The following is a 23798-nucleotide window of genomic DNA, read 5'->3' on the forward strand; positions in this document are numbered from 1 at the left end:
TACCGCGGCGATACTATTCTCGCCGCGGTGTATTTTATCAGGAAATAAACAGACTCAGTAATAACACCATCAACAGACCCACCACCGAGTTGATAAGCTCCAGTAAGCCCCAGGTCTTAAAGGTATCGCGCATCGAGATACCAAACGTTTCCTTAAATAGCAGAAACCCGCCGTCATACATCAGAGTAATGGTATTGCTACCGCAGGCCACCGCCAGACACATCAGCGCCGGATTAAGGTGAAACGCGGTCACCATCGGCGAAACAATCCCGGCTGAAGTAATTGCCGCCACGGCGCCCTGGCCGGTAAGAATACGAATAATCGCCGTAATCAACCAGGCGATAATAAACGGCGACAGCGGGACGTGGCTCATCATCGTGACGATATGATCGCCGACGCCGGAATCGATAATAACCTGTTTGAGAATGCCGCCGGCGCTGATGACGAACAGGACGTTGGCAATTCTGGCGACCGAATCCGTTACGCAGTGGTTAACCTGAACGGCGTTCATACCGCGGCGGCAGCCGAGCAGCCAGATTGCGGCGCCGGTCGCCAGCAGCATGCTAATTTCCGCGCTGCCGAGAAACAGGAAGAATTTTGCCGCAGAAGAGGTCGCGCCAAACAGCGACTGAATCAGCGAAGACGCAATCATTAATATCGCGGGGATCAGCGGAATAGCAATGCTGACCGCAAACGACGGCAGCGCCTCCGCGGGTTTCTCCTCCTGTGGTTTAATCATGGCATTCAGCTTCATCTCGCGGATGCCCGGAAGCCAGGCGGGTAATAAAATCCCCGCACAGAACAGCGCCGGGATGATAACGATAATTCCGTACAGATAAACCTGAACAATATCTGCCTGGAAGGCGCTGACTAATGCAACCGGCCCCGGCTGTGGCGGAAATAAACTATGGCCCATGGTGGCGCCGACGACCGTCGGTATAACCAGTTTCATCCACGGGATATTGGCTTTGCTGGCGATGTTGAGAACCAGCGGCATGGCAATCAAAAACGCCACTTCATAAAACATGGCGATGCCGAAGATGACGCCGATAAACATCAAGCCGACCGCCAGATAACGGGTGCCGCAACGCCTGATGACCGTATCGGCAATCTGCTGGCTGGCGCCGGATTCAGTCATGAATTTGCCGATGATAGCGCCGAATATAATGATCAGCGCCAGGTGTCCCATTATTCCGCCCAGTCCTTGCTGAACCATCGAGACGATTTTATCGAGGGGCACGCCCTCCATAATGGCGACAAACAGGCCGGCAATTAACAAGGCGAAAATATTGTGGACTTTGTATTTCAGATTCATGATGACCAGTAGCGCAATACCGACCACCACCCATAGCAGAGCCAGGGCTGGAGACATGGCATCCTCCCAACAGAGATTTTATTATATTTTCAGTGCCGGAGAACTCCGGCACCTGAGTGAAGAGCGGATCAGGCGTGCTGGTTTTCCAGCGCTTCCCATAATCCCAGCAGGTAAGTGGCGCCGAGCGCGCGATCGTACAGGCCGTATCCCGGGCGGCCGGTTTCACCCCAGATAAAACGGCCATGATCGGGACGAATATAGCCGTCGAAGCCGTTGTCGTGCAGCGCCTGCATCACCCGATACATATCGAGCGAGCCGTAGCGGGTAGGGTGCGCCGATTCGTAGAAATCTTTATCTTTTATGATTTTAATATTTCTCACATGAGCGAAATGAATGCGCCCGCGCTGGCTGAATTCCGCGAGGATTTGATAAACATTATTTTGCGGCTCCTCGGCAATAGAGCCGGTACATAAGGTAATTCCGTTTGCCGGTGAATCCACCGCGCGACACAACCAGTCGAGGTCGTCGCGGTTTTTAATAATGCGCGGCAGACCAAAAATAGAATACGGCGGATCGTCAGGATGAATGGCCATTTTCACGCCGACCTCTTCGCAGACCGGGATAATTTTTTCCAGGAAATAGAGCAGATTTTCTCGCAATTTGTCATCATCGACCGCTTTATAGCTGTCGAATAGCGTCTGTACCTGCGCTAAACGTTCTGGCTCCCAGCCCGGCAGAGCATAGCCGTTGGCGTTGCTGAGCACTTCCGAGACGACCTGTTCCAGCGTTTTATCGATGCCGGCTTTTTCAAAAGCCATCGTCAGCGACCCGTCCGCCAGCCGGTAGTTCATGTCGGTTTTCATCCAGTCGAAAACCGGCATAAAGTTGTAGCAGATGACCTTAACGCCAAAGGCGGCGAGGTTACGGATAGTTTGCTGATAGTTGGCGATATAGCGATCGCGCTCCGGTAACCCGATTTTAATCGCGTCGTGAATATTCACGCTTTCGATAACTTCCATCGTCAGACCGTTAGCGTGGGCCTGCTCGACTAACGCCTTAATTTTCTCCCGCGGCCAGACTTCGCCAACCGGAACGTCGTACAGCGCGCCGACCACACCTTCCACCCCCGGAACCTGACGGATCTGTTCAAGAGTGACTTTATCTTCGTCTGGCCCAAACCAGCGCATCGTCATTTGCATGAAAACTTTTCCTTACCGCGTTGTTTATAGTCTACTACCATACAAGTTGAATTAAGGATAACGACAATGCGTAGTGGAGGACATGATCGAACTCACAAAACCATACATCGGATGAATTGCACTCGCTGACGCAATAGTCATTACAAGATGCGTAAAATCGGGTAAAAAGGGCGGCTAACGTGGCGGCATCAGGTAGAATTACTATGCTTAGAGACGAGGTCTCTTTTTTAAGTCGTTAATTTTGTTTGTATGGAGAGTGTATGGGTTTCTGGAGAATCGTATTTACTATCATCCTGCCGCCGCTGGGCGTACTGCTGGGTAAAGGTTTCGGCTGGGCATTCATTCTGAATATAATTCTGACCTTGCTGGGCTACATTCCTGGTCTCATCCACGCGTTCTGGGTGCAAACCCGCGATTAACCCTGCCGTAATCTAGCGGCGCTGATGCGCCGCTATCATTCGCTTCGTATAGTCTCAGCAATTAGCTTTTAACGTACCTTTCAGACCATGCGGCTCCGAGCGCAGATATTGCGGCGGCACGCTAACCTGGGCCCCCAGAGCAGCCGCAGCCTGCCACGGCCAGTGTGGGTTGTAGAGCGCAGCGCGGGCGATGGCAATCAGATCGGCGTCGCCGTTTACCAGGGCATCTTCAGCCTGCTGCGGTTCTGTGATTAACCCTACGCCAATGACCGGAACGTTGATCTGCTGGCGGATTTCATGGGCGAACGGTAATTGATAGCCAGGACCGACCTGAATCGCCTGCTGTGGCGACAATCCGCCGCTGGAAACGTGAATATAGTCGCAACCCAGCGCTTCAAGCTGCTGACTAAAGACGATGGATTGCGCGGTATCCCAACCGCCGTCCACCCAGTCCGTCGCCGAAAGTCGCACGCCGACGGCGATATTTTCGCTGACCGCCTCCCGTATTGCCTGGAACACCTCCAGCGGGAAACGTAAGCGATTCTCCAGCGAACCGCCGTATTCATCTGTACGCTGGTTGCTCAACGGGGAGAGGAACTGATGCAGCAGATAGCCGTGCGCGGCATGCAGCTCTATCAATTCAATTCCCAGGCGTTCGGCGCGTCGCGCGCTATCAACAAAGGCTTGCTTAAGCCGCGCCAGATCGTCATGGCTCAGCGCTTTCGGCGCCCGGTCGCCGTCATGGAATGCCAGCGCGGATGGGGCGACGGTTTGCCATCCGCCGTTATCCAGCGCTAACTGACCGCCGCCAAGCCAGGGTGCAGCGGCGGAAGCTTTGCGCCCGGCATGTCCCAGCTGGATACCGATGCGGGTTGCTGAATAGGCGCGAACATCTTCCAGTACCCGGTACAGGGCGGCTTCGGTTTCATCGTCCCACAAGCCGACGTCCGCCGGGGAGATGCGGCCCGCAGGCTCGACGGCGCTGGCTTCGATAATTAATAAACCGGCGCCGGAAAAAGCCAGTTGACCGAGATGAATGCGGTGCCAGGCGGTTGCTTTGCCATTATCCGCGGAGTACTGGCACATCGGGGCGATGACAATACGGTTTTCCAGCTCCAGTTTGCCAATTCGCGCAGGGCTAAATAGTTGACTCATAAGTACCTCGTAAGCGTTGTGCTGCCTGATGACCTTTAGTTGTAGCATGCCTGAATGGCGGCCTCTTTTCCGTTGTTGCGCTTAAGACGCTGTTCGTCGTTATTCGCATGCTGATGGATCACCACTCATCGCTGAACCACAGCTTGCGCCGGCGACCGCTGGCCTGTTGTGAAACCGCTCTCGCCATCGCGGCGCCGATTTCCGCGCTGGCGACGAGGCCCTGAACGAAAGGGCGGTCATGCATCAACCACGGCAGCGCGCCGAAGGCAATGCGTCCGCGAGCGCACGCCGGCGCCTGCAGGGTGTAATCGTCACCAATATCCGGGATTTCATCACCACAGGCGAGAAGCTGCTGGCGCAGCGTCGGGAAAGGGATGTCTTTACTCTTCAGCGCCTTTTGGCCTCTGGCGTCAATAAAGACGTCAAATTCGCTGCGTTGATTGTGATGGTGGATGACCGTTCGTTGTGGTTGAACTTCCAGTTGATAATCGGACCCCAGCGGCAGAATACTAATAAGCCCTGCCTCCCGTAACGCCAGCAGGCGGCGAATCGATTCCGACGGAATGGCCGCGTAATTATCGATAAATACCCGGGCGAGCCCTGTTTTAAAGCGTTCACGATCGCGTTCGTTAAGATGCGGCGCAATCATCTCAATCACTTCATGCAATCGTAGAATGGTATACCGCCACGGCACGGTATGCTGTTGCTGTTTGTTGCGTTCCACTTCCTGCAAATTGGCTTGCGCCCAGGCGAAGGGATCGTGGCGTTTTCTGTCGACAAACCAGGCGTCGCTGAATGTATCTGCGTTGAGCTGGCGTAAGCCTATCTGCTTGCACCAGTGCGGCGCGGCGAGTTCCAGCTCTTTGACGATAAGTTGGAATACACGATCCAGCAATCCCTCGCTCCCCTCGGCAATGGCCGCTTCCAGCGCCTGATGGGTGACTATCTCCAGCGGTTCATAGGGGATGGGGCAGTAGAAATCGGCCTCGGGCAGAATGCCGTTTCGCGACATCAGAGTAATGTGGAGTTTGTGGCTGGCGTCATGAAGCCGAAAATGGACGCTCTCATCCTCGTCAGTCGTAAAGTGGCCATGCTGAATGACGACGGCGACGGCGGCATCAATGCCGCTGAGTGACGTCCCCATGATACCGACCCGGCACGGGGCTATCTGCGCCTGCATCAAGCCGCTCCAGGGACTGGGATAATATTCGCGGGGGGAATCATCATCCTGCGGCCAAAGATGTCCGGTGGTGATAACGGCAAAATCCGCGCGTTCCGCCGTGGGCGCATGGTTAACCCACAGTTTGACGCCATCCTGTTCTGCCTGGATATCGGTCACCTCGCAGGACTCGCGCACGCTAACTTTGAACCCCGCTAACCTTGCTTTCTCTAACAGTGCGAGAAACCGATCGCGATAATAGTCGCCGAGGATCACACGCGGTAAAAACTGCCGCTCATGTAAGGCCTCACGCTCAATGCCATACCGGGTGAGCCAGTCTTCGCTCTGATTTTGTAGCCACGTCAGATAGGTAATATAGATGGGGGGAATTTCGATACTGGCGATATTCGCCAGCATTTGCGCTGAATTATGCTCATCGTTATAAGGCATGCCGACGCCAGCCTCTTCACCCTGCTCGTAGAGCACTATCTCCAGCGGCTCACCCCGTTCAACCAGGGAATGAAAGGTATATATCCCGGTCGGCCCGACGCCGACAATCGCCACTTTCTTCATCGTTATCCTTCCTTTGGTGCGGTTCCCGAACTGAAAGATAAGTGTGGTAGAGAAAATGACGAAAGGTGGAGTTATTTAGGCAAAGCGAGGAAAAGTGTGCGTTCCTGGGTGGTTGAGGCTTTGAATCCGTGGTGTAGATAGAATCGTTTCGCGCTATCGGTCAGAGCATGGACCATCAGGGCACATACGCCAACATTTTCGGCAACGCGATAACTGCGTAAGAGCGCATCATGGAGTAGATCGGCCCCCAGCCCCTGTCCGTGAAAAGCGCAGTCGATCGCCAGGCGGGCGAGAATGATGACCGGGATAGGATCGGGCATATTGCGCCGCAGGCCGCCAGTGGCTTCCGTGTGATTAACGCTGCCGGTGGCTAGCGAATAAAACCCCACCACCTGGTGGCTATCTTCCTTGCAGACCACAAAGGTTCTCGCGGCGCCCTGAGCCTGGTTTTTCAATCCTCGCTGTTTTAGCCATTGATCGAGAACCGTTTCTCCACAACAAAATTCCGCAATCTGGTGGTGTGAAGATAGCGGCGTCGGCGCGCTTACTTTTCCCATTGCGGTTTTCTCGCCAGCAATTTATCGAGAGCGGGGTTAGCTTCAACCGGCGCATCCAGCATGTCGATAAATTCGGCGTATTGTTCATCGCTTAAGTTAAACACCCGACGGTCGAGAATGACGTTTTCTGCCGCCTGGCAGGCCATTTCAAGGATAAAGTCGGTCCGTGATTTATGCAGAATTTCAGCGGCCGCATCAATCAGCGCCCGCTGGGACTCCTTCGCCCGGATGTTGAGTTGGATATCTGATTTCATCTTCTTTTCCCGTATAGCAATTGGTATACAGCTCATTGTAGAACAGCTGTATATCAAATGCTATACATTCTGCCTGCGCGGGGTATCAGGGGACATATACTTAATTTGAAACAAATTAGCATGCTAATTAACTTGCAGCCATACGATTGTTGGGTGTATTTAACATATGGGTAACTTAAGAAACTTTACATTTACATATGCAGTTGGCCCTGCATGTTCTTTCGGCTAGCTGCTACATCTCCAGGCCGCTGTGCCAGGATAGGGATAACACGATGTTAGGCTGGACTTCACTACAGCGCAATGCCGCCATTGCCAGCTTCTTAAGCTGGACACTTGATGCCTTCGATTTTTTCCTCCTCGTCTTCTTACTGAGTGACATTGCCCAGACGTTTCACGTTGGGCTGGAAAAGGTCACGCTGGCGATATTACTGACGCTTGCCGTACGGCCTATCGGCGCGCTCATTTTTGGTCGGCTCGCCGAGAAATATGGCCGTAAGCCGATCCTGATGTTGAATATCATCTTCTTTTCGATATTCGAGCTGTTGTCCGCCGTGGCGCCGTCATTAATGATTTTTCTGGTGTTAAGAGTGCTGTATGGCGTGGCGATGGGCGGTATTTGGGGCGTGGCGTCGTCGCTGTCAATGGAAACCATTCCGGATCGTTCCCGGGGGCTGATGTCAGGAATTTTCCAGGCCGGTTATCCGTTTGGCTATCTGATTGCCGCCGTCGCTTATGGGCTGCTATTTGATTTACTCGGCTGGCGCGGGATGTTTGTTATCGGCGCTGCGCCTATTTTGCTGTTGCCGTTTATCTGGTTCTGCGTGCAGGAGTCCCCGGTATGGCTGGCGTCACGGGCGAAAAAGGAGAGCACGGCGCTACTGCCGGTACTGAAAGCGCACTGGAAATTGTGCTGTTATCTGGTGGTACTGATGGCGGCGTTCAACTTCTTCTCCCACGGCACCCAGGACCTGTATCCGGTATTTTTGAAAGTGCAGCACGGCTTTGATCCGAAAACGATCAGTATTATTGCGGTCACTTACAATATTGCGTCGATCATCGGCGGGGTGCTGTTCGGTTCGCTTTCCGAGAAGATTGGTCGTAAAAAGGCCATTATAACCGCCTCGCTGCTGGCGCTACCGGTTATCCCGCTGTGGGCATTCGCTAGCGGTTCACTGATGTTGGGAATCGGCGCATTCCTGATGCAGTTCATGGTTCAGGGCGCCTGGGGCGTGGTCCCGACCTATCTGAATGAACTGGTTCCAGCGAATACCCGGGCGGTGCTGCCGGGCTTTGTGTATCAACTGGGTAATCTTATTGCTTCGGTTAATGCGACTTTGCAGGCCACGATCGCGGAACATCATGGTCAGAACTATGGACTGGCGATGGCAATTGTTGCCGGTACGGTAGCGATCATTATCGCGATACTGACCTTCTTTGGTCAAGAAAGTCGAGCGAAGAAGATAAGCGGGGCGGTTGAGCAAAACGCCATGCAGCATGTGAGTCGGTAACCCGCTATGGCAAAGCGGGTAGCAATAGTCTACCCGCGCTTTGGATTAGCCCTGGTTAAGTTCGCCTTCGATAGATTTCAACCCGGCAATTGCGCAGGCTTCGTCAAAATTTCCCCCCGGCGCGCCGCCGACGCCAACCGCGCCAATGACCTGGTTGCCCATCTTAACCGGCACTCCGCCAGCTAATAGCAGAAAACCGGGTATATCGCGCAGATTCGCGGCTCCGGCGTTGGACTGAGAACCTTTCATGACAGCGCTGGTGGCGTTTTTAGTGGTTAGCGCGGTGAATGCTTTCATACGGCTGGCTTCGACGGTATGCGGGCCGGCATTATCCATTCTCTTCATCAATAGTGGCGTACCGGAACGGTCGACCAGAGTGACGGCGACGTTATAGCCATCTTTGACGCAGGCCTGAAGCGTGCTTTGCGCGATTTTATCCGCGAGCTCAAGTGACAAATTTTGCTGGCTGAGTACGCCCGTGGCGGCGCTGGCGGTAGTGACCAGGCTACCGAGCAGAATGGCGCTAAGAAGAATACGTTTCATAGTGATGCTCCGTCGTGTTGAGTGGCGATAGGCCAATACTAGGGCGCAGGGAGCATGGCGACTATTGCCGCGAATACCGAACGTACCAGGTATTTTTACTTAGAACCACTGGCGACATCAGCGTAAATCTTTAACAGTTTGGGCAGCGAGTTAACTTCAAGCTTGCTAAAAATATTGGCGCGATGCGCTTCGACGGTACGCGGCGATAGCGAGCATAAACGGGCGATTTCTTTACTGGAATATCCCTGAATCAACTGCTGGAGCATTTCATGTTCGCGGGCGGTAAGTGTGGCGAGCTTTTCCTGCAGCGGCAGTAATATTTGTTGTCGTTCGAGATGCGCTTTTTGCTGCGCCATCGCTTCGCCGACCACTTCGAATAGCAGGTCGGCATCAATGGGTTTGGTTAAAAATTCAAAGGCGCCATTTTTGAAGGCGCGACGGCATAAATCAATATTACCGTGCCCGGTCATAATAATAACCGGTAAGGTTAAACCCAGCCGGCGCCACTCATCGAGCAGCGTCAGCCCGGTTTTCCCCGGCATGCGGATATCCAGCAGCATACAGCCGGTTAATTCAGCAAGATTCCCTGCCTGATGTTGAAAAGCGTGTGCGCTATCAAAAGCCTGCGCCTGCCAGCCAACGGTTGAGAGCAGCAGACTCAATGAATCGCGGATTGCCGCATCGTCATCTATTAACCAGATATACTGTTCCATTACTTTTCCTCCGTGCGTAGCGGAAACCATAGCCGGAAGCAGGCGCCTTGTCCGGTGATATTGCTCGCTTCTATCGTGCCATTAAGGCGCTGGACGAGAGTATCGGTGAGGGCCATGCCCAACCCAACGCCGTCGCTACGGGTGGTATAAAACGGCATAAATATCTGCTCCAGCGCTTCAGTCGATAACCCTGGTCCGCCATCAGTAATAGTTAAGGTAATACCGTCATTCACTCGCTCAGCTTGCAAATGAATCCATGCGCTACCGGGAGCATTTGCGCCTTGCGCCTGAATGGCATTGCTGGCGATATTATGCAGTATTTGCTCCACCCATAGCGGCGGCGCAGGAAGCGCGGGGAGGTCCGACGGAAAATGGCTGGAGATACGAACTTTCCCCGCGCCGATCTCGTTATCCAGTAATTCGCAAACGCGTAGCCACAGAGACGGAAGATCCACCGGCTGATATTCGGCGCGCTTACTAGTGAGCTTGAGACGAAACTGGCTGAGCAGGGCGTCAATGCGTTTTATCTGCAACACTGAGGCCTCAAGTAGTTCGGGGATCCGCACGGGATCATTTTTTTTAATCAGGCGCACTGCCGCCTGGTTATAGCTCATGATGGCGGTCAACGGTTGATTAAGCTCATGTACGATGCCGGCGGCAAGTTCGCCCATGGTATTAAGACGAGTAAGTTCGCCATAGCGAGAGCGTAAATCGGCGATATCCCGTCGGCGTTTATTGGTTCGATACTGATTAACGAGATAGATAATCACCGCCCAGAACAGTGCCGGTGAAAGTATCAGCCACCACGGCAGTTGATGCCACTGCGGGTTATCGCCTGCGCTAATCCGCAGCGGCTGCGTCGGGCTGGCGACGGTTTTCTCCCAACGCCACCAGGTGTTGGCAGAGGCGGTACCTTCCTCAAGCAACGTGGTATCGTCCCAGAGAATGGCAAGATGTTTGAATGTCTTTTTCTCATTGAGACTGTTAAGTAGGGTGTTCAAATCAATCTGCAGGGAGATGCCCGGAAGATTCAGCCAGTAGCGTGCAGGGCTTTGCGCGACGATGGGGCGTCGCGGTTCAAGGGAATCGTAGCGGCGCCATTGCACGATTTGCGGCAGGATCTGCTGGACTTCGGCGGCATTTTGACCGGCCGGAAGCAGGGGGATGATGGCATCGTGCTGCGACACCTTTACCGTGATTTCTCGATACAGGATGCGGAAGTCGGCGGAGCGCGCGTCATATTGCTGTTGAAGAAACCAGGCGCCAAGCCCCGTCGAGCTTAACAACGTCAGCATGAGCCAGCAGAGGTTTTTTATCATATCGCATTTTGTGCATGATGTTTTAATTGCCAGCGCCAAACTCGATTATGTAAATAAAATGCTGAGGTTTTTACAAACATAGCGCTGTTAATGAGTTTGATGCTCCCAGCGCTAAACAATACACCAACCAAAGCACTTATAAGCAAACCGGCATGCCCGCCAAATATGAATACCGAAATGAATGCGTAAACGAGATTTCCCGCGGCGAGCGCGGCGGTCAGGAAAATCAGACCTAGATAGAACTTAAGCGCCGCCAGAAAACCCCGAGAGAACAGCGTCATCGACGGGAAGATCAGCAGACAATAGAGTAAACCTGTGGGGATGATACCAGCAAAAACAGCATGCGCGGGCCAGGAAAACCACTGAAAGATGGCTCCCCAAAGCGTTAGCTGCGGCATAGCAAAACTTATTACGCTTAACAGCGCGCTTAAAATAAAAGGCACGCCAGCCGTATGCAACCCGACAGGCGTTCCCATACGCTCCATCAAGTACATTTTCGCGGACTCTAACTGCTTAGGATCCTGCTCCTTTATCCTTTGCTCAACGATGGTGCCCAGTTTGAGACTGTCATTAATATATTTCATTATGCCGAGTGCTTTAACTATCTAAAATGAGAACGACTGTATAACGCCGATGACGTACTTACCGGATTGCGTCATATTTTGCGGGTGGCGTATTGTTCCGGTGAGCGCGCTCCCCGCGAAGGCTGAGGTATTAATAACCGCATTCGTTAATTCGCGCTGCAAAGAACGCTGTATAGCCTCAGACGGGAAACGCTTAGGGTAAAGCTGCGCCTGCATGGCCGCCTTAATTCCACCGTTAGAAATTCCTGGATTTTGGGCGCGGATGATTTCTTCTGTAATACGCTTACGCTCGGCCCGGCTCAGACTTTTGAGCCAGTTTATCGCCCCGGAGGAGGAACTGGCTTTCATTAATTTATATGTTGCAATGGTACTTTTTAAACCCGCACCAGCGCCAGCTAAAGAAACGATATCCAGGGCTGTTGAGGTTGCGGTATACCAGTCCTGGCTGTCAAGCCAGGCAATATCCTCCTCATGGCCGATACCGATAGCTAACAGACGTCCGCTACCGATAAAACACTGTAAACCGGTAGCCACACCACCTGCAGTGATCATTGCTGCCACCACGCCTGAGGCTCCGGCGGTGAGGGGGATGGCCGCGCCAGCTCCAAGCGCTAAAAAGACAGTGACCACGGCAGCGCCGCAGGCTATAGCCGTGGAGGTAATTTCATTAGCCAGTGACGGTGCTTGTAGCGTTTTGATCGTGGCTTTTGCGGCATTGTGCGGCGTCGAGGATGCAATTTTTGTCACGATAACATGGCTAACGCTACTTTGGTTTGGTGTGGCGATTCTACGTGAAGGGCGCACAAGCCAGCGATTCATTCCGTCGGAATAGATTATCCCGGCTTGAGAGAAATCACGGGAGCAGTCCAGTTGTGCGGCCAGCGCGGTAAAATCAAAATCACTACCAGAGGCTAGTCCCAGGCTACGAGCAAACCCATAGTCGGGCAGATTTGAAGAATGTGCAGGGAAGGTCATGAGCTGCTCGCTACGTGAATTGTGGAATTATAGAAAAATGAGGTTAGATGTTAAAAAAACCATAAACAACCAGGAATAGTCCGAAATAGACTAACTTTTGAACTCAATCAAGTATTTACCTGATATTGGAAGGGTACGCGTCGTACAGTACGGATGAGGGCTTGAGCAATATAATTAGGCGGTGATGAAAAATTGAAAACATCGCCTGCCAGCGATTTAGTGTATCGCCGGCAGGAACGAAGTGGATGGTACAAAGTTGTGAAATAAACTGGTGAATTATTTATTCAGCAGTGCTTCATATTGCGCCTGAAATTGCGGCGCGTTCGTTGCCCCATCAAAGAGGGTGTAGGTGATATAACCTTTATTAAGCCAGCCGGAATCGGTATCGTTCTCAACGTTCTTTAACGATGCCGGGTTGATGATTTGTTTGGCGCGTCCATCAGGTAAAATATCATAACCAATCTGTGGGGTAGGGAACATCTCATTTTCGATATAGTGCACACCTTTAATTTTTGATTTTGGCAGCGGCGGATAGTTAATGCTTAAACCCGATCCTTTAGGCACCAAAGGTGAACCAGGAACATGATTACGATTCAGGGTCTCAACAACCTCAACCACATAATCCACCGCATCAGGCCAATATTTATGTGTGCTTGGCCATTTATTCTTCATTTCATCTTCGGTAAAGATATACCCAATGCTGGCCGCAATCGCCGGGAAACCATAACGTACAGCCCTGGCTGCCGCACTTACCGTCCCTGAATTGACCTGGGCCATCCCGGTATTCGGGCCATCGTTGACGCCAGAGATAACCAGGTCCGGCTGATTATTAATGAGTAGTCCCCGTAAGCCGAAATCAACCGCATCAGCAGGCGTTCCCGGGAAGCAGTAGCGTTTATCAGCAGCTTTCTTTACATCAAAGATTTTACCCGTTTTGAAGGTAATGGCCGAACCGATGCCGCTCTGATTGGTGGCAGGAGCGACCATCCATACCTCAAAACCTTTTTGCGTGAGTTTTTCCTGAAGCGAAATACTGCCCGGAGATTCGCAACCATCGTCGTTTACAATCAAAATTTTAAGCGGGGCGGCGCTTACGGTGAAAGTGAATGCAGAGATCAGCGCTGCGGCAATACATGACTTGTTCATCGAAACTCCTGTTAATCCTAGGGTAGATACAATGCAAAAAAAAACCTAAGGCCGCTCCTGCAACGAGTACAGAAACGGCCTTAGGTTTTGCCTGAAAAAGTAACAATCCCAAGTGAATTTAAAATACGTACTGCAGATATTTACGTCCAGACGGAAATACGGTTGATATGAGGAGGATCACATTTACATAAATCATCGTTATAGATTAAGTGCAATTCAAAAGCATTAGTGATAGGGTCCGTAATAGCTGGATTGTTACTGTATCAACAGGCAAAACCTACGTTTTCTTCTCCACCTGCATGCCAGGGCGCTGAAGAGTACGTAGGTTTTTTTTTGGCTATAGAAAAGGATTCTTATAAAATGAAAAAATTATTTCTGGGGGCCTTAATGGCTGTTACCGCCGTTACCAGTCCACTGCTGATGGCGAAAAGTAACGATAAAAATGACCAGGAGGTCATCAATATTTATTTTGCGCGTCATGGGAAAACGCTGCTTAATTCGTTTGACCGCGTGCAAGGTTGGATTGATTCCCCATTGACGAAGGATGGGGTGCAGGTTGCTCAATATTTAGGTGAGGGACTCAAAGGGATAAAATTTGATCGTTTTTATTCCAGTGATGCGGGACGGCAGCGCGAAACCATGGCAGTGATTCTTAAACAGGCTGGCGTAACGGATTATCATTTAACCGAAATGACAGGCCTGCGAGAGGCGTTTTTTGGCGGTTTTGAAGGCGGTTATAATGTCGATATGGCCAATGCAGGCGCACACGCACTAGGGATGTCGGACAGTAAAGCGCTTTTTAAGGCGATGAAAGCTGGCACACTTTCGGTAAGCGAAAGCCAGAACGCGCTGGCCAAATCCGATCCTAAACAACTAGCGGAAAACTATGAGCAGGTAAAAGAACGGACACAAGCTGCGCTGGCAACTATTGTAGAAAATGCCCAAAAAGAGGGTGATAAAAATATTCTGGCCATTTCTTCAGGTACCGCGATTCAGATAATGATTTCCGATCTGACGGACGACCCGGCCAAAAATCTGCCATTGTCGAATGCTGCGGTGGTGAAAATCACTTATCACGATGGTAAATACAGTGTGCCAGAAATTGGCACCATGAAATACGTTGAAGCAGGCAAGGTTTCACTAAACCATAAATAATCTGACAGTTTAGTTTTCCGCCATAAATATGCTATGGCGGATCTTTTCTCAGGAAATAAAAATGTTTAAAAATATAACTGCCGCGTTAATAGCGTGCGGGCTGGTTACGCCTGTATGGGCCGCTACAGACGCTATTTTTGAAGATCCTTTTTTTACTGACTCACAGCTCACTGTCTCTGCAAAGAATTATTGGAAATATCTTAAGGAGGAAAATGCCAACCCTAAACATGTACACAACGCCTGGGGACAGGGATTTTCAGCAGAATACCAGTCTGGTTATTTAGCCGATATTATCGGCTTCGACGTATCGTATTATAGCGCGATAAAGTTGGGCGCCAGCGACTATTTCAACTCCCGCGGCGTGCTTTATAACAATGGGACTGGTAACAAAAAAAGCAATGCAGAAGGGTATTCAAAGTTTGGTCAACGTAATGTGAAGCTTAACTACACGCTTTCTGGTGCTCAGCTAAACGCGCGCTGGGGATGGCAGATGCTGAAAAATTACGGCGTTATTTCAACATCTAACAGGCTTTCGCCGACAACGTATTCCGGCGTAAGCAGTGCTTTAAGCTACGGTCCATTTACCATAAGAGGGGCATGGCTTGAAAATTCCATGGACAGAAACTCACCAGATAAAAAGCGATTTCAGACCAATACCGGTGAATATATTAGCCACCTGGCAAGCGGAGAAATTCTCTGGCGGGGAAAAAATTTTGATGCACAGTATGCTTATGGTGAGAGCAAAGGCTATCTGCAGCGGCACCTGCTGTTTACGCAGTTTCGACCTGATACGCAGCTAACGATAGGCACTCAGGTATACGGCACCCACGCCATGGAAAGTTACCGTGCAATGCCCGCGAGTAAACGGGATTTTGACAATAATGCCTGGCATTTTGCGTTGGACGCGACCTGGAAAGGTGAACGCTGGAATAGCAAAATGGGCATTGGCTACACCAATGCTAAAAAAGCAGATGAAGTCGGGTTTTATCCACGCCACATGAGCAAAAATTCCCGGGGAACATTTATTTCTATGGCCTACGCTGGCGACGATTACATGCGTGATGGGGAACTGGTGCTGGCGAACATCACCGAATATCGGTTAACGCCTGAATTAGCCGTGGGCCTGGCGGGAAACATCGGGCAATTTAACTATAAGGGGAATCATGTGCGCACCGGGGAAATCAATGCCTTTAGCCGTTGGGTTCCAACGCAGTCCATGTTTAAAAACTTCACCTTTTGGGCAATGTTCGGGCCGGGATGGTCATACAAGACGCAAGGAAAAACGCCAGTCCTTACGGATGGCCATTATACACGTACCAACACGCTGTCTTCGGAAGTCATCATGGAATATCGATTTAAGGTGTTCTGATCGGGATGACATGGCGAGGACGAAGCCGTCCGGGAGCGATGGCGAACGATGAGCCGTGAAAACGCCATGTTGAGAATGATATTGTAGACGCGGACAACGACATAATGATGTTGTTGTCCGCGATGTAATCTGACAGCCGGAGATGATTGTTGGAGAAAGAAAGCGACATGTCTGATTGCGGATATCATTAAGGCTGAATGGCGCTCGTCGCAGACAGAGCAACGATAGATGACCAGTTTGATTGGATAGCTACGAGAACGGAACAAGCACAGGCCAGCAGGAACCACAGTAATGCACAACGTTAAACGCCGTTATCCGTCACGCTCCATGCAAGTGCGCATAATGTATATTATGTTAAATTACATCCATAAGTCTATTACTTCTTTGTTTAATCATGCGCCCATAGAAATCAGCCTGTTGTCAATTTTGAGATACCTCCCTTATATTGCATTAAGTCTGTCTTACACCAGATTTGTAGGTGACTTCCCTTCTATATTCCTTATATAGCCTTTGTATTCGTCTGTCTGTTGGAAACCGCTGTCCTGAGTTGTAGCAGTCAGCGGAAATGGTAATGTAAGTATCCCGGCAAAACGGCCCATTCACTTTTAGAGATCTTCCGACACACTGATTATGTCACCTGAGTAGATCGCTATGCGTAAGATCCGATTCACTGAACACCAGATCATCGTCGTATTGAAGCCGGACGTACCGTCAAGGATAAGGTATCCTTCCTGTTCAGGATACCTATTGTATAGCTTACGTGTAAGTGTAAGCATCCCAGCTTCAGTTCCATGCACTAGGCCCTCTCGCTATGTTATCAGTTGACCATAAATCGTGCAGCACGCCAGTTTTGAATAGCAATGGCAGCCGTTTCACGTGTAATGGCGATATTTGCCTGAAGAGCATCAATATTCTGCTGCAAGGAAGCCCCGGAATCGCAGTGCGTATCCATCGCCGATGAGATATTGCTAAAAGGGATCTCCGTGACCGAATAAAGGCTATGTTTACGGTGCCAGCCATTTGCTTTGGCATTTAACCGGGCAAGAGAAGCATAGAAATACTTCGAGTAGCTTCGCTCAAATTGCATGTTCAGTTGTGCTTTAAAAATGGAGGGCTCTACTGGCTTACCAAAATGTAGAAGCAAGTCATGAAGGGCCGCGACATAGTCGTCGATGACGATATTTTTATAGGCGCAGGCTGGTGTGGTATAGAGCATGCGATCAACCTGAACAACACTCCCCCGCTCAATCATTTCATCCAGATAAAACGACGCATGTGCTAGACTTTTACTCTTAAGCAAATTGGCAATTTCAGGTTTCGTTAGCGGTTTATCGCTGTTGTTCATCGCTTCGATGATGACATCCTTTTGCGTGATGTTTTTAAAACCTTTCTCCATCCCTATCGAATCTGCCTGAGATTTTCCGTCGAAGTAAAAACCGTAATCCTCGCCGAAATGTTTCACAAAATGGCGAATGACATAGTAATCATGCTTTTTCATATTACACGAGGCCCGGTAAAACTCACTCAAGTGGAAAACCGAGCGGGAATTTTTCTCGGCGTATTCCATCATGTCCAGAAAAATGTCGTCTATCTGCGCTGCATTGAGATCGATAAAACAGGTGTGCTTGTAGGTACCCTTGCCCGATAGGTAGATATATTCAGGCTGGTTTAACGCTTCTTGATCCTGACGGTCCTCGTAAACAGGACTACGTGAATAATTATTCCCATTGATTAATTTCGCAATATCCAGCCAAGGCAGACCCTTAGGGTGTTTAATCAGCACGCAGGCGCTGGCCTCAGCTTTCTTTAGTTGCAGGGGGTAGACGTTCTCACCTTTAAGCAGGATGGCGCCTTGTTGCGCAAGATGACGAATCGCATTGTCAACATAGGGGGTTTCTATGCTGCAGACGGAGGGGATAAATTCCCGGATATCGTCAAGGTGTATTGGTGCGCCATTCTCGGCAAAGTAGGTATTCAGGATCGCCTTGTCAATCTCGGGATAGGCATGAGCGATAAGGTCTGTCTGACCTGAAACCATATCCAGAAATTCAAAAAAGTCACGTTCAGAGTGGAAACAGGAAAAAAGCGTCTGCATTTTTACACAAAGGTCCGGCGAAATCTCAGGCTCCAATGCCTCCCAAACTGATGGTTGACTGACACGCATATGTCCAAGGAATTCTTGTTTTACATCGGCCTGAATCTGGCGAATGCGCTCTCTTGATACGGCGTAATCGGCCCCGATCTCTTCGAGAGTATTTTTTTCTTCGACGAATCCCCAGCGCCGTTGAGCAATGTCGACCTTCATTTCACTGCTTTTATCGAAGTAAGATTCGATATCTTCCAGTATAACAACTTCAAGTTTATTCAATGGGCAGTTTATAAGTCGTTTTGGAACGATCAATACGGACTCGAGCGCCAGGTAGTCAATATCACCATTCTGGATAGAGATGATCTCTTCCCGTAACCTGTCTCTAAATGCCAATAGCTGTTTAATACTACCTTTTCCCCAAGCAGGAATGGCTGCTAATTGCTCATGTTCAGTATGCAGAATAGCCTGCAATATCTCGCCCATATCTTCCTTTTTAAGATAGCGACTAAACTTTTCCAGTACTTTCGTATAGTTGTCTTCCACGCCCGCAAGGCTCAACCGCATCTGGCTGATATCCATCTTCGCGAAATCAATGCCAATATTAGGAGTGCCGTTAGCCTCAAAGGACGGTGCAGACTTAGCCCACTGTTGCAATTCTTTAAAAGTATCAATATATAGTGCCCCTATCCCGGGCTGTGCGGCCAGCTCATGAACTGTTAGTGCGACGAGTTCGCCGAAGGTTTCTCCGAGTCCAAAATCGGGGTTTAGCAAGTGTATGTTTTTTAGCCTCCTGATTAGTTTCATAAATCTATCAGGTAATTGAATCGTGTCCAGTAAAGTATAGGAGGCAGGGATCTGCAGACATTCCATCACCGGCTCATCACTCGTCATCTCCGGCTGTTCCCCAACCTCAGTTTCAATTTTCCTCATTTCCTCATCATCTACTGAAAGCTTCTGTCCCCGATGGGGATAAATCTCTACTGCTCGCAGAAAATCTGCAAAATAGACATTTTTCTTCAATGCCATAAATTGCTGCGTGCTGAGTTTTTCACAGAGCTCCCAGGCACTGCACATTTCTCCGAGCGTGAGCCGACTTTCTTCAACCAGGTTTTGAAAGAGTTTATTGAGGGCTCGGTCGAGCTGAATTTGATCTACAACAATGTCAATTTTTTTCATATTAAAGCGCGTCTTTTAACTTTTTGAGAAACACAAATGCCGATTGATATTTATTCTTAATCTGTTCCTGCACATCCGACGGTAATTGCTTAAAGCTGACAAGGTTCATAGACTGTCCCCGGTACGTTTCGATCCACGGGCAAACTTCCACTTCCTTCACCGGCATATCACTCACGACCTTCGGGGCTGTCACTTTAATTCGCGCATTGACAAGGTTGTCGTAATCAGGGAGAAGCTGTTGAATCTCTTTTTCGCTGAATTCGTACAACGGGTTCACACCGAAATTCAGTGAAATCGTGTAAAAACTAGGTGCCATATTGTTCTCCCCGATAAAAGTATCGAGAAATTCTATCAGTCTCGTACGCATAGAATGAGTATCCACGTCTTCATTGAATGCTATTGTCAGGTAGCTCAAATAAGAGCCGAAATGGGTGGCAATTTGATCAAGGCTGACGTCATCTAACTCTTGTTCCAGTTGTGCAATGGAGGGTAACTCGGCATTTTCTTCTCGATATCGGCGCAGCTTATCTAACAGTACATCGCGGCTATTAAGCTGCAATTTCATCTCTTCCAGCAGAGTCAGTACTTTCGCAGCCTCTGCACTGAATTGCACATCTAGCGAACTGTCATGATAAACCCTGGACGCGTCCATTTCCTCCGGATCATCAATAGAGCTATCGGGATACCGTGGCTGCTGTTCTATCTCTTTTGCTAGGCCCTTAATCTCATTCAATCGCTCAAGGGATCCTACAAAGTCTAAGACATGAACAAACTCTTTATTTGGGGTTTTGCGCAACCCACGCCCTAACTGTTGCAACCAGATTGTACGTGACCCGGTATAACGCATAAAGATCAATAGGTTGGTTTCTGGAATATCAATACCTTCATTGAACAGGTCGCACACCAAAATATATTTATAATCCCCTTCCCTGAACAATCGAATATTTTCTCGTCGTTCCTGGTCATACATTTTTGAGTGCACAAGGGTGGCTGTGCCGGGCTCAAAGAATGCAATAAGATGATTCATATGCTGGATGTTTCGGCAAAAGATGATCCCTTTTACGTTCTCTATCCCCTGCTCGGCCACAGTTTTGTCGATGAGGCGAACAATCTCATGATCTTTTTTATGCAAAAAAAGTAGTTTATCGATATCAGATAGAGAAAGACCGCTCTCGAGCTGATCGATCTTATCCTGATCCAGATCGTCAAGAAGAACAAGATATTTGGGGAATGCTAATTTTTTATTTTTGAGTGCCCAAACCAGATCAAACTTACCGATATGCCCATCGGCACCACCAAAGAAACTCACTACATCGCGATTATCCGTCCGGTACGGGGTCGCGGTTAGGCCAATCAGAAGCTGCGGTTGGAAAAGGGACACCACCGTAGAATAGGTTTTTGCCGGCGTATGATGGGCTTCATCGACAATGACGTAATCAAATACCCCTGCAGATAACGCATCGAGTTTGCTATAGATAGTATCAAACGACGCAAAGACGAAATCAATCTTTGGGATGTGCGCCACCGAAACAGGCAGAAAAACTGTAGTTACCAATACCCAAAACGTTTTTAAATGCGGTAACAGATTGCAGTAAAATCTCAATCTGATGAGCCAGAAATAGCACTCTTGACCTGCGGCTATTTTGTTGGAATAAGCGCTTAATTAAGTGGGCAACGGTATAGGTTTTACCTAATCCCGTCGCCATTTCAATCAGCAGTTTTGACTTTCCTGCCGCATGAAGTTCAAGGGCCTCGTTAATCACATCCTGCTGATAAGTTCTCGGCTTAATGTCACGGCCAATCTCGGAATGCTTAATGACCCAAAGATTTTGCAACTCATCTCGGTCTATCAACTCGACGCCGAGTCGTAATGCCCGCGCCTTCACTTCAGAGGTAAACCAGGAGTTGGTAACTAAAATTTTGTAGGTAACATTAGCCAGTGTGGCGCCGGTAACTAGTTGATTAAGAGCCTTCACATCTACTGTCGTACCCAGTTGCCGCTGTTTCACCTCAATAGCAAATTTTCGTTTCCCTTTCCAGGCGAAAATATCGACTCCGCCATCACCGTGTTTGAATTCTTTGCCTGTTTGGGTAATTTCGGCATCGGTCCATCCCGATGCGACAAACAAATCGCGAACGAAAATTTCAAAGTCCGAAGCAGAAAGTTTATCGATGTCTTTAAATTCTGCGATTAAAGGTTTGTACTGCGGGATTACAGAAACCGTCATAACACCTTTATCCTCCATAAAAAAACTTATTAACTCCATAGCCACATGCTTCCGCGAAATGTAGGGACAACTTGCCGGAGTGATGCCAAGCTTCCTGCCCTAAACAACTTCCACCTACGTAAAAAAGAAAAAGAGATTTCTCTCGAATCTAGTTAAAAGGGATACTGATAAAGCTGATATGTCAATAGAAACAATGGGTTATAACCATATAGAAGCCTGCAAGATAGCTGACAGAGGTACCGATGCCGGATGTGGCGAAAAATATCAATTACTAACATCACGGTGTACTACTCAATAGGCGGCGGGTCACGTCTATGCTATATCAACCTGTATTTTATTCAATAGATCAATCCGATAATCCTTCAATAACATGAGATATTCGTTTTGAAAATGTGATATGAGATGGTTAATAGAAAGAATTACCTCAATCAACAGTCAACCTAACTGGCTGTTAAGTTCATTGGGAGTCACCTGACAGGCCTGAAGCCTGACATCAAACCATCGCTGGAGGAAGCATGCTTAAAAAATCGATAGTCGCCCTTTCATTGTTTTTCGCTCTGACGCCCGCCGTTTTTGCGGGCAATAGCGAAAGCGAGCTGTTGAATAAAAAGAATGTCATTGATTTTTATAATAACGCCTTAAACGACAAAGACTTCTCTGCCGCCAGGCCCTATCTCGGGGATCGCTATGTACAGCACAATCCGATGGCAAAAGATGGCGTGGAAGGCTTCGAGCAGTTTATCGCTTTTCTGAAGAGTAAATATCCCGACTCGCACAGCGAAATTAAGCAGGCATTCGTCGACGGAGATAACGTGATTTTGCATGTTGAAGTAACCGGTCGTGAGCCAGGCGTTACGCGGGCTATCGTGGATATCTTCCGCCTCAACGAACAGCACAAAATCGTTGAACATTGGGATGTTACCCAAAACGTTCCGCAAAAAACCGCCAGCGGCAACGGCATGTTCTAAAATCCGGGTTGGATCCTTCTGCTAACGCTCCCGCTTTCCTTTATTCTTGCCCTTCCCTTATCGGCAGATTCTCTAAGCGTAAAAGGAGAATACCACCGGTATTCTCCTTCGTTTATGCGTTAATCACCCCGACATATATAAGTGGGATAATGCCGGTCCTGGATCAGCCACACCGAAGGCGCAACCTCGGAGATGGTAAGATAGTAACGGGCGGTTGGATTGGCGAAGCTTCCCCATTGCTCATCGGGCGTGTTGTCATTGTGCCTGCGCCAGGTTTTGGTGTAGCTCAATACCACCACTTTATCATCATCCCGCCGCGACCAGATAAAATCGACATCTCTGTCAACAATCATACTCTGGCCATTTGCCCAGGCAGCCCCTTTGTAGGCGGTCAGACCAGTACCGTCGCGGTGAAAATAGAACTGAGCAACTGTATTAACCCGCACTTCACTGGCCTTCCCTTCATTGCGCGTAAAATTAAATAGGGTACTGCAGGCCAGTACATCACGTTTACCAACTCCGGTAGAACAGTAATAAAGCGCCAATCCGCCACCGAGCAGAAAAATACCGAGGCCACAGAAAACTTTAATTTTCATTTTTCTGCTCCACTTTTATAGCGAATGGTTTTACACAAACTGGCTTTATTGATCGGGCATGCGCCGATAAACACTTCATCCGCAGCGACCAGGGAAAAACGAGCGCTGAAATAATAGACGTTGTACTCCTCGCGCTGGCACGCTACGTTGTTTTTATCCAGCAACGCGGCCAGTTTCGATAATACCAACGGTCGCCCATGATCGTTAATAAGCCAGATGCTACATTTAGCGATTTTTTGCTCAACCGGCTTTAGCTTTATCGGCGTCGTTATATTCTGTTGTTGGCGAATAATTATACCAATACCGAATACCGACGCTAATAATGCCGTGAATACCAGCCACCATTTCAGACGTCGTGGTTGCTTCCTCTTTTCAGCGTTTTGTCGCTGGGGTTGAGGTTCGCTTGCGTAAGCGTTTTGCGCCGGTTGAAAAATAACATCCGCCTCAAACCGGAAACCATAGCGTGGTATGGTCACAATCAATTCATGATGTTCTCCCAACGCCTGGAAGCTTTTGCGTAACTCACTTATCGCTTTGTTGAGATTATTTCCCGAAGGCGTGAAACCGAATTCCTGCCACACGCGGGTAATCAACTCCTCACGGCTAAGTTCGCTTCCTTTATGACGAATAAATTCCTGTAACAGACGCACGGCGGGCGCCGAAAGCGTTAATACGGACTCAGGCTGTCCAACAATACTTAATGTGTGAGCTTCAGGATCAAATAACAACGAATTGTTGCATATAAAAAACATATTTCATTCTCGGCTGTTGCCGCTTGCTTTTTATCCCTGTAACTGC

General features: G+C 49.4%; 22 protein-coding genes. 5 read left to right on the top strand and 17 right to left on the bottom strand.

All coding sequences use genetic code 11. The features are described 5' to 3' along the window. Positions 1-37 precede the first annotated feature (37 nt). Positions 38-1372, bottom strand: a complete 1335-nt coding sequence (locus PGS10_RS01230) for a gluconate:H+ symporter (protein WP_316422263.1) — start codon at positions 1370-1372, stop codon at positions 38-40. Between the two features lie 71 nt (positions 1373-1443). Continuing rightward, positions 1444-2514, bottom strand: a complete 1071-nt coding sequence (gene uxuA, locus PGS10_RS01235; protein ID WP_045394436.1) for a mannonate dehydratase — start codon at positions 2512-2514, stop codon at positions 1444-1446. Between the two features lie 260 nt (positions 2515-2774). On the opposite strand from uxuA, the gene PGS10_RS01240 reads away from it, so the two are divergent. Continuing rightward, positions 2775-2933, top strand: coding sequence for a YqaE/Pmp3 family membrane protein (locus PGS10_RS01240; RefSeq protein WP_002903230.1), 159 nt, complete (start codon positions 2775-2777; stop codon positions 2931-2933). Between the two features lie 54 nt (positions 2934-2987). Here PGS10_RS01240 and PGS10_RS01245 read toward each other — a convergent pair whose 3' ends face one another. The 4 genes from PGS10_RS01245 to PGS10_RS01260 all read right to left on the bottom strand — a co-directional run bounded on the left by PGS10_RS01245 (position 2988) and on the right by PGS10_RS01260 (position 6631). Then, positions 2988-4088: an NADH:flavin oxidoreductase/NADH oxidase gene (locus PGS10_RS01245; RefSeq protein ID WP_315710398.1), complete on the bottom strand. Its 1101-nt coding sequence runs from the start codon at positions 4086-4088 to the stop codon at positions 2988-2990. A gap of 118 nt (positions 4089-4206) precedes the next feature. Further along, positions 4207-5820, bottom strand: a complete 1614-nt coding sequence (locus PGS10_RS01250; protein ID WP_316422264.1) for an FAD-NAD(P)-binding protein — start codon at positions 5818-5820, stop codon at positions 4207-4209. Positions 5821-5891: 71 nt separating this feature from the next. Beyond that, positions 5892-6377, bottom strand: a complete 486-nt coding sequence (locus tag PGS10_RS01255) for a GNAT family N-acetyltransferase (RefSeq protein ID WP_316422265.1) — start codon at positions 6375-6377, stop codon at positions 5892-5894. Next, complete coding sequence (locus tag PGS10_RS01260; protein WP_015705366.1) at positions 6365-6631, bottom strand: DUF1778 domain-containing protein; 267 nt, start codon at positions 6629-6631, stop codon at positions 6365-6367. The genes PGS10_RS01255 and PGS10_RS01260 overlap by 13 nt, the downstream gene beginning before the upstream one ends. Positions 6632-6903: 272 nt before the next feature. Here PGS10_RS01260 and PGS10_RS01265 point away from each other — a divergent pair, with 272 nt between their 5' ends. Further along, a complete protein-coding gene (locus tag PGS10_RS01265) occupies positions 6904-8139 on the top strand; it encodes an MFS transporter (protein ID WP_316422266.1) in 1236 nt (411 codons plus the stop codon). A 45-nt stretch (positions 8140-8184) separates the two neighbouring features. On the opposite strand, the gene PGS10_RS01270 is transcribed toward PGS10_RS01265, so the two are convergent. From PGS10_RS01270 to surE, 6 genes are all read right to left on the bottom strand, one after another. Next, a complete protein-coding gene (locus tag PGS10_RS01270; protein ID WP_045394424.1) occupies positions 8185-8682 on the bottom strand; it encodes a GlcG/HbpS family heme-binding protein in 498 nt (165 codons plus the stop codon). A gap of 95 nt (positions 8683-8777) precedes the next feature. Then, complete coding sequence (locus tag PGS10_RS01275) at positions 8778-9395, bottom strand: response regulator transcription factor (RefSeq protein ID WP_047048266.1); 618 nt, start codon at positions 9393-9395, stop codon at positions 8778-8780. Beyond that, a complete protein-coding gene (locus PGS10_RS01280) occupies positions 9395-10714 on the bottom strand; it encodes a sensor histidine kinase (RefSeq protein WP_316422267.1) in 1320 nt (439 codons plus the stop codon). The genes PGS10_RS01275 and PGS10_RS01280 overlap by 1 nt, the downstream gene beginning before the upstream one ends. After that, positions 10711-11298, bottom strand: a complete 588-nt coding sequence (locus PGS10_RS01285; RefSeq protein WP_047048272.1) for a hypothetical protein — start codon at positions 11296-11298, stop codon at positions 10711-10713. Before PGS10_RS01285 ends, PGS10_RS01280 begins: the two co-directional genes overlap by 4 nt. A 21-nt stretch (positions 11299-11319) precedes the next feature. Next, positions 11320-12273 (bottom strand): hypothetical protein, encoded by a 954-nt coding sequence (locus tag PGS10_RS01290; protein WP_047048276.1) that lies wholly within the window; start codon positions 12271-12273, stop codon positions 11320-11322. Between the two features lie 276 nt (positions 12274-12549). Continuing rightward, positions 12550-13419 carry a 5'/3'-nucleotidase SurE gene (gene surE, locus PGS10_RS01295; protein WP_045394414.1) on the bottom strand — a complete coding sequence of 290 codons (870 nt, stop codon included), beginning with the start codon at positions 13417-13419 and terminating at the stop codon, positions 12550-12552. 360 nt (positions 13420-13779) lie between these two features. Here surE and PGS10_RS01300 point away from each other — a divergent pair, with 360 nt between their 5' ends. Then, positions 13780-14574 (top strand): histidine phosphatase family protein, encoded by a 795-nt coding sequence (locus tag PGS10_RS01300; protein WP_049060921.1) that lies wholly within the window; start codon positions 13780-13782, stop codon positions 14572-14574. Between the two features lie 61 nt (positions 14575-14635). After that, complete coding sequence (locus PGS10_RS01305; protein ID WP_213797244.1) at positions 14636-15943, top strand: OprD family outer membrane porin; 1308 nt, start codon at positions 14636-14638, stop codon at positions 15941-15943. Between the two features lie 817 nt (positions 15944-16760). On the opposite strand, the gene PGS10_RS01310 is transcribed toward PGS10_RS01305, so the two are convergent. From PGS10_RS01310 to PGS10_RS01320, 3 genes are read right to left on the bottom strand one after another with little or no spacing between them, the layout of a single operon-like run. Continuing rightward, complete coding sequence (locus tag PGS10_RS01310) at positions 16761-19208, bottom strand: sigma factor-like helix-turn-helix DNA-binding protein (RefSeq protein ID WP_316422268.1); 2448 nt, start codon at positions 19206-19208, stop codon at positions 16761-16763. Between the two features lies 1 nt (position 19209). Then, positions 19210-20763, bottom strand: a complete 1554-nt coding sequence (locus PGS10_RS01315) for a DEAD/DEAH box helicase (protein ID WP_316422269.1) — start codon at positions 20761-20763, stop codon at positions 19210-19212. After that, positions 20711-21475, bottom strand: coding sequence for a restriction endonuclease (locus PGS10_RS01320; RefSeq protein ID WP_316422428.1), 765 nt, complete (start codon positions 21473-21475; stop codon positions 20711-20713). Before PGS10_RS01320 ends, PGS10_RS01315 begins: the two co-directional genes overlap by 53 nt. 476 nt (positions 21476-21951) lie before the next feature. On the opposite strand from PGS10_RS01320, the gene PGS10_RS01325 reads away from it, so the two are divergent. Then, entirely contained in the window at positions 21952-22404 is a 453-nt protein-coding gene (locus PGS10_RS01325; RefSeq protein WP_316422270.1) for a nuclear transport factor 2 family protein, read from the top strand. Between the two features lie 119 nt (positions 22405-22523). Here PGS10_RS01325 and PGS10_RS01330 read toward each other — a convergent pair whose 3' ends face one another. Together PGS10_RS01330 and PGS10_RS01335 are read right to left on the bottom strand one after the other, a co-directional pair. After that, positions 22524-23000 carry a hypothetical protein gene (locus tag PGS10_RS01330; RefSeq protein ID WP_316422271.1) on the bottom strand — a complete coding sequence of 159 codons (477 nt, stop codon included), beginning with the start codon at positions 22998-23000 and terminating at the stop codon, positions 22524-22526. Further along, entirely contained in the window at positions 22997-23752 is a 756-nt protein-coding gene (locus tag PGS10_RS01335) for a winged helix-turn-helix domain-containing protein (RefSeq protein ID WP_047048345.1), read from the bottom strand. The genes PGS10_RS01330 and PGS10_RS01335 overlap by 4 nt, the downstream gene beginning before the upstream one ends. Positions 23753-23798 lie beyond the last annotated feature (46 nt).

It is taken from the genome of Klebsiella sp. 141153 (assembly GCF_032601995.1).
Classification (GTDB): Bacteria; Pseudomonadota; Gammaproteobacteria; order Enterobacterales; family Enterobacteriaceae; genus Klebsiella; species Klebsiella aerogenes.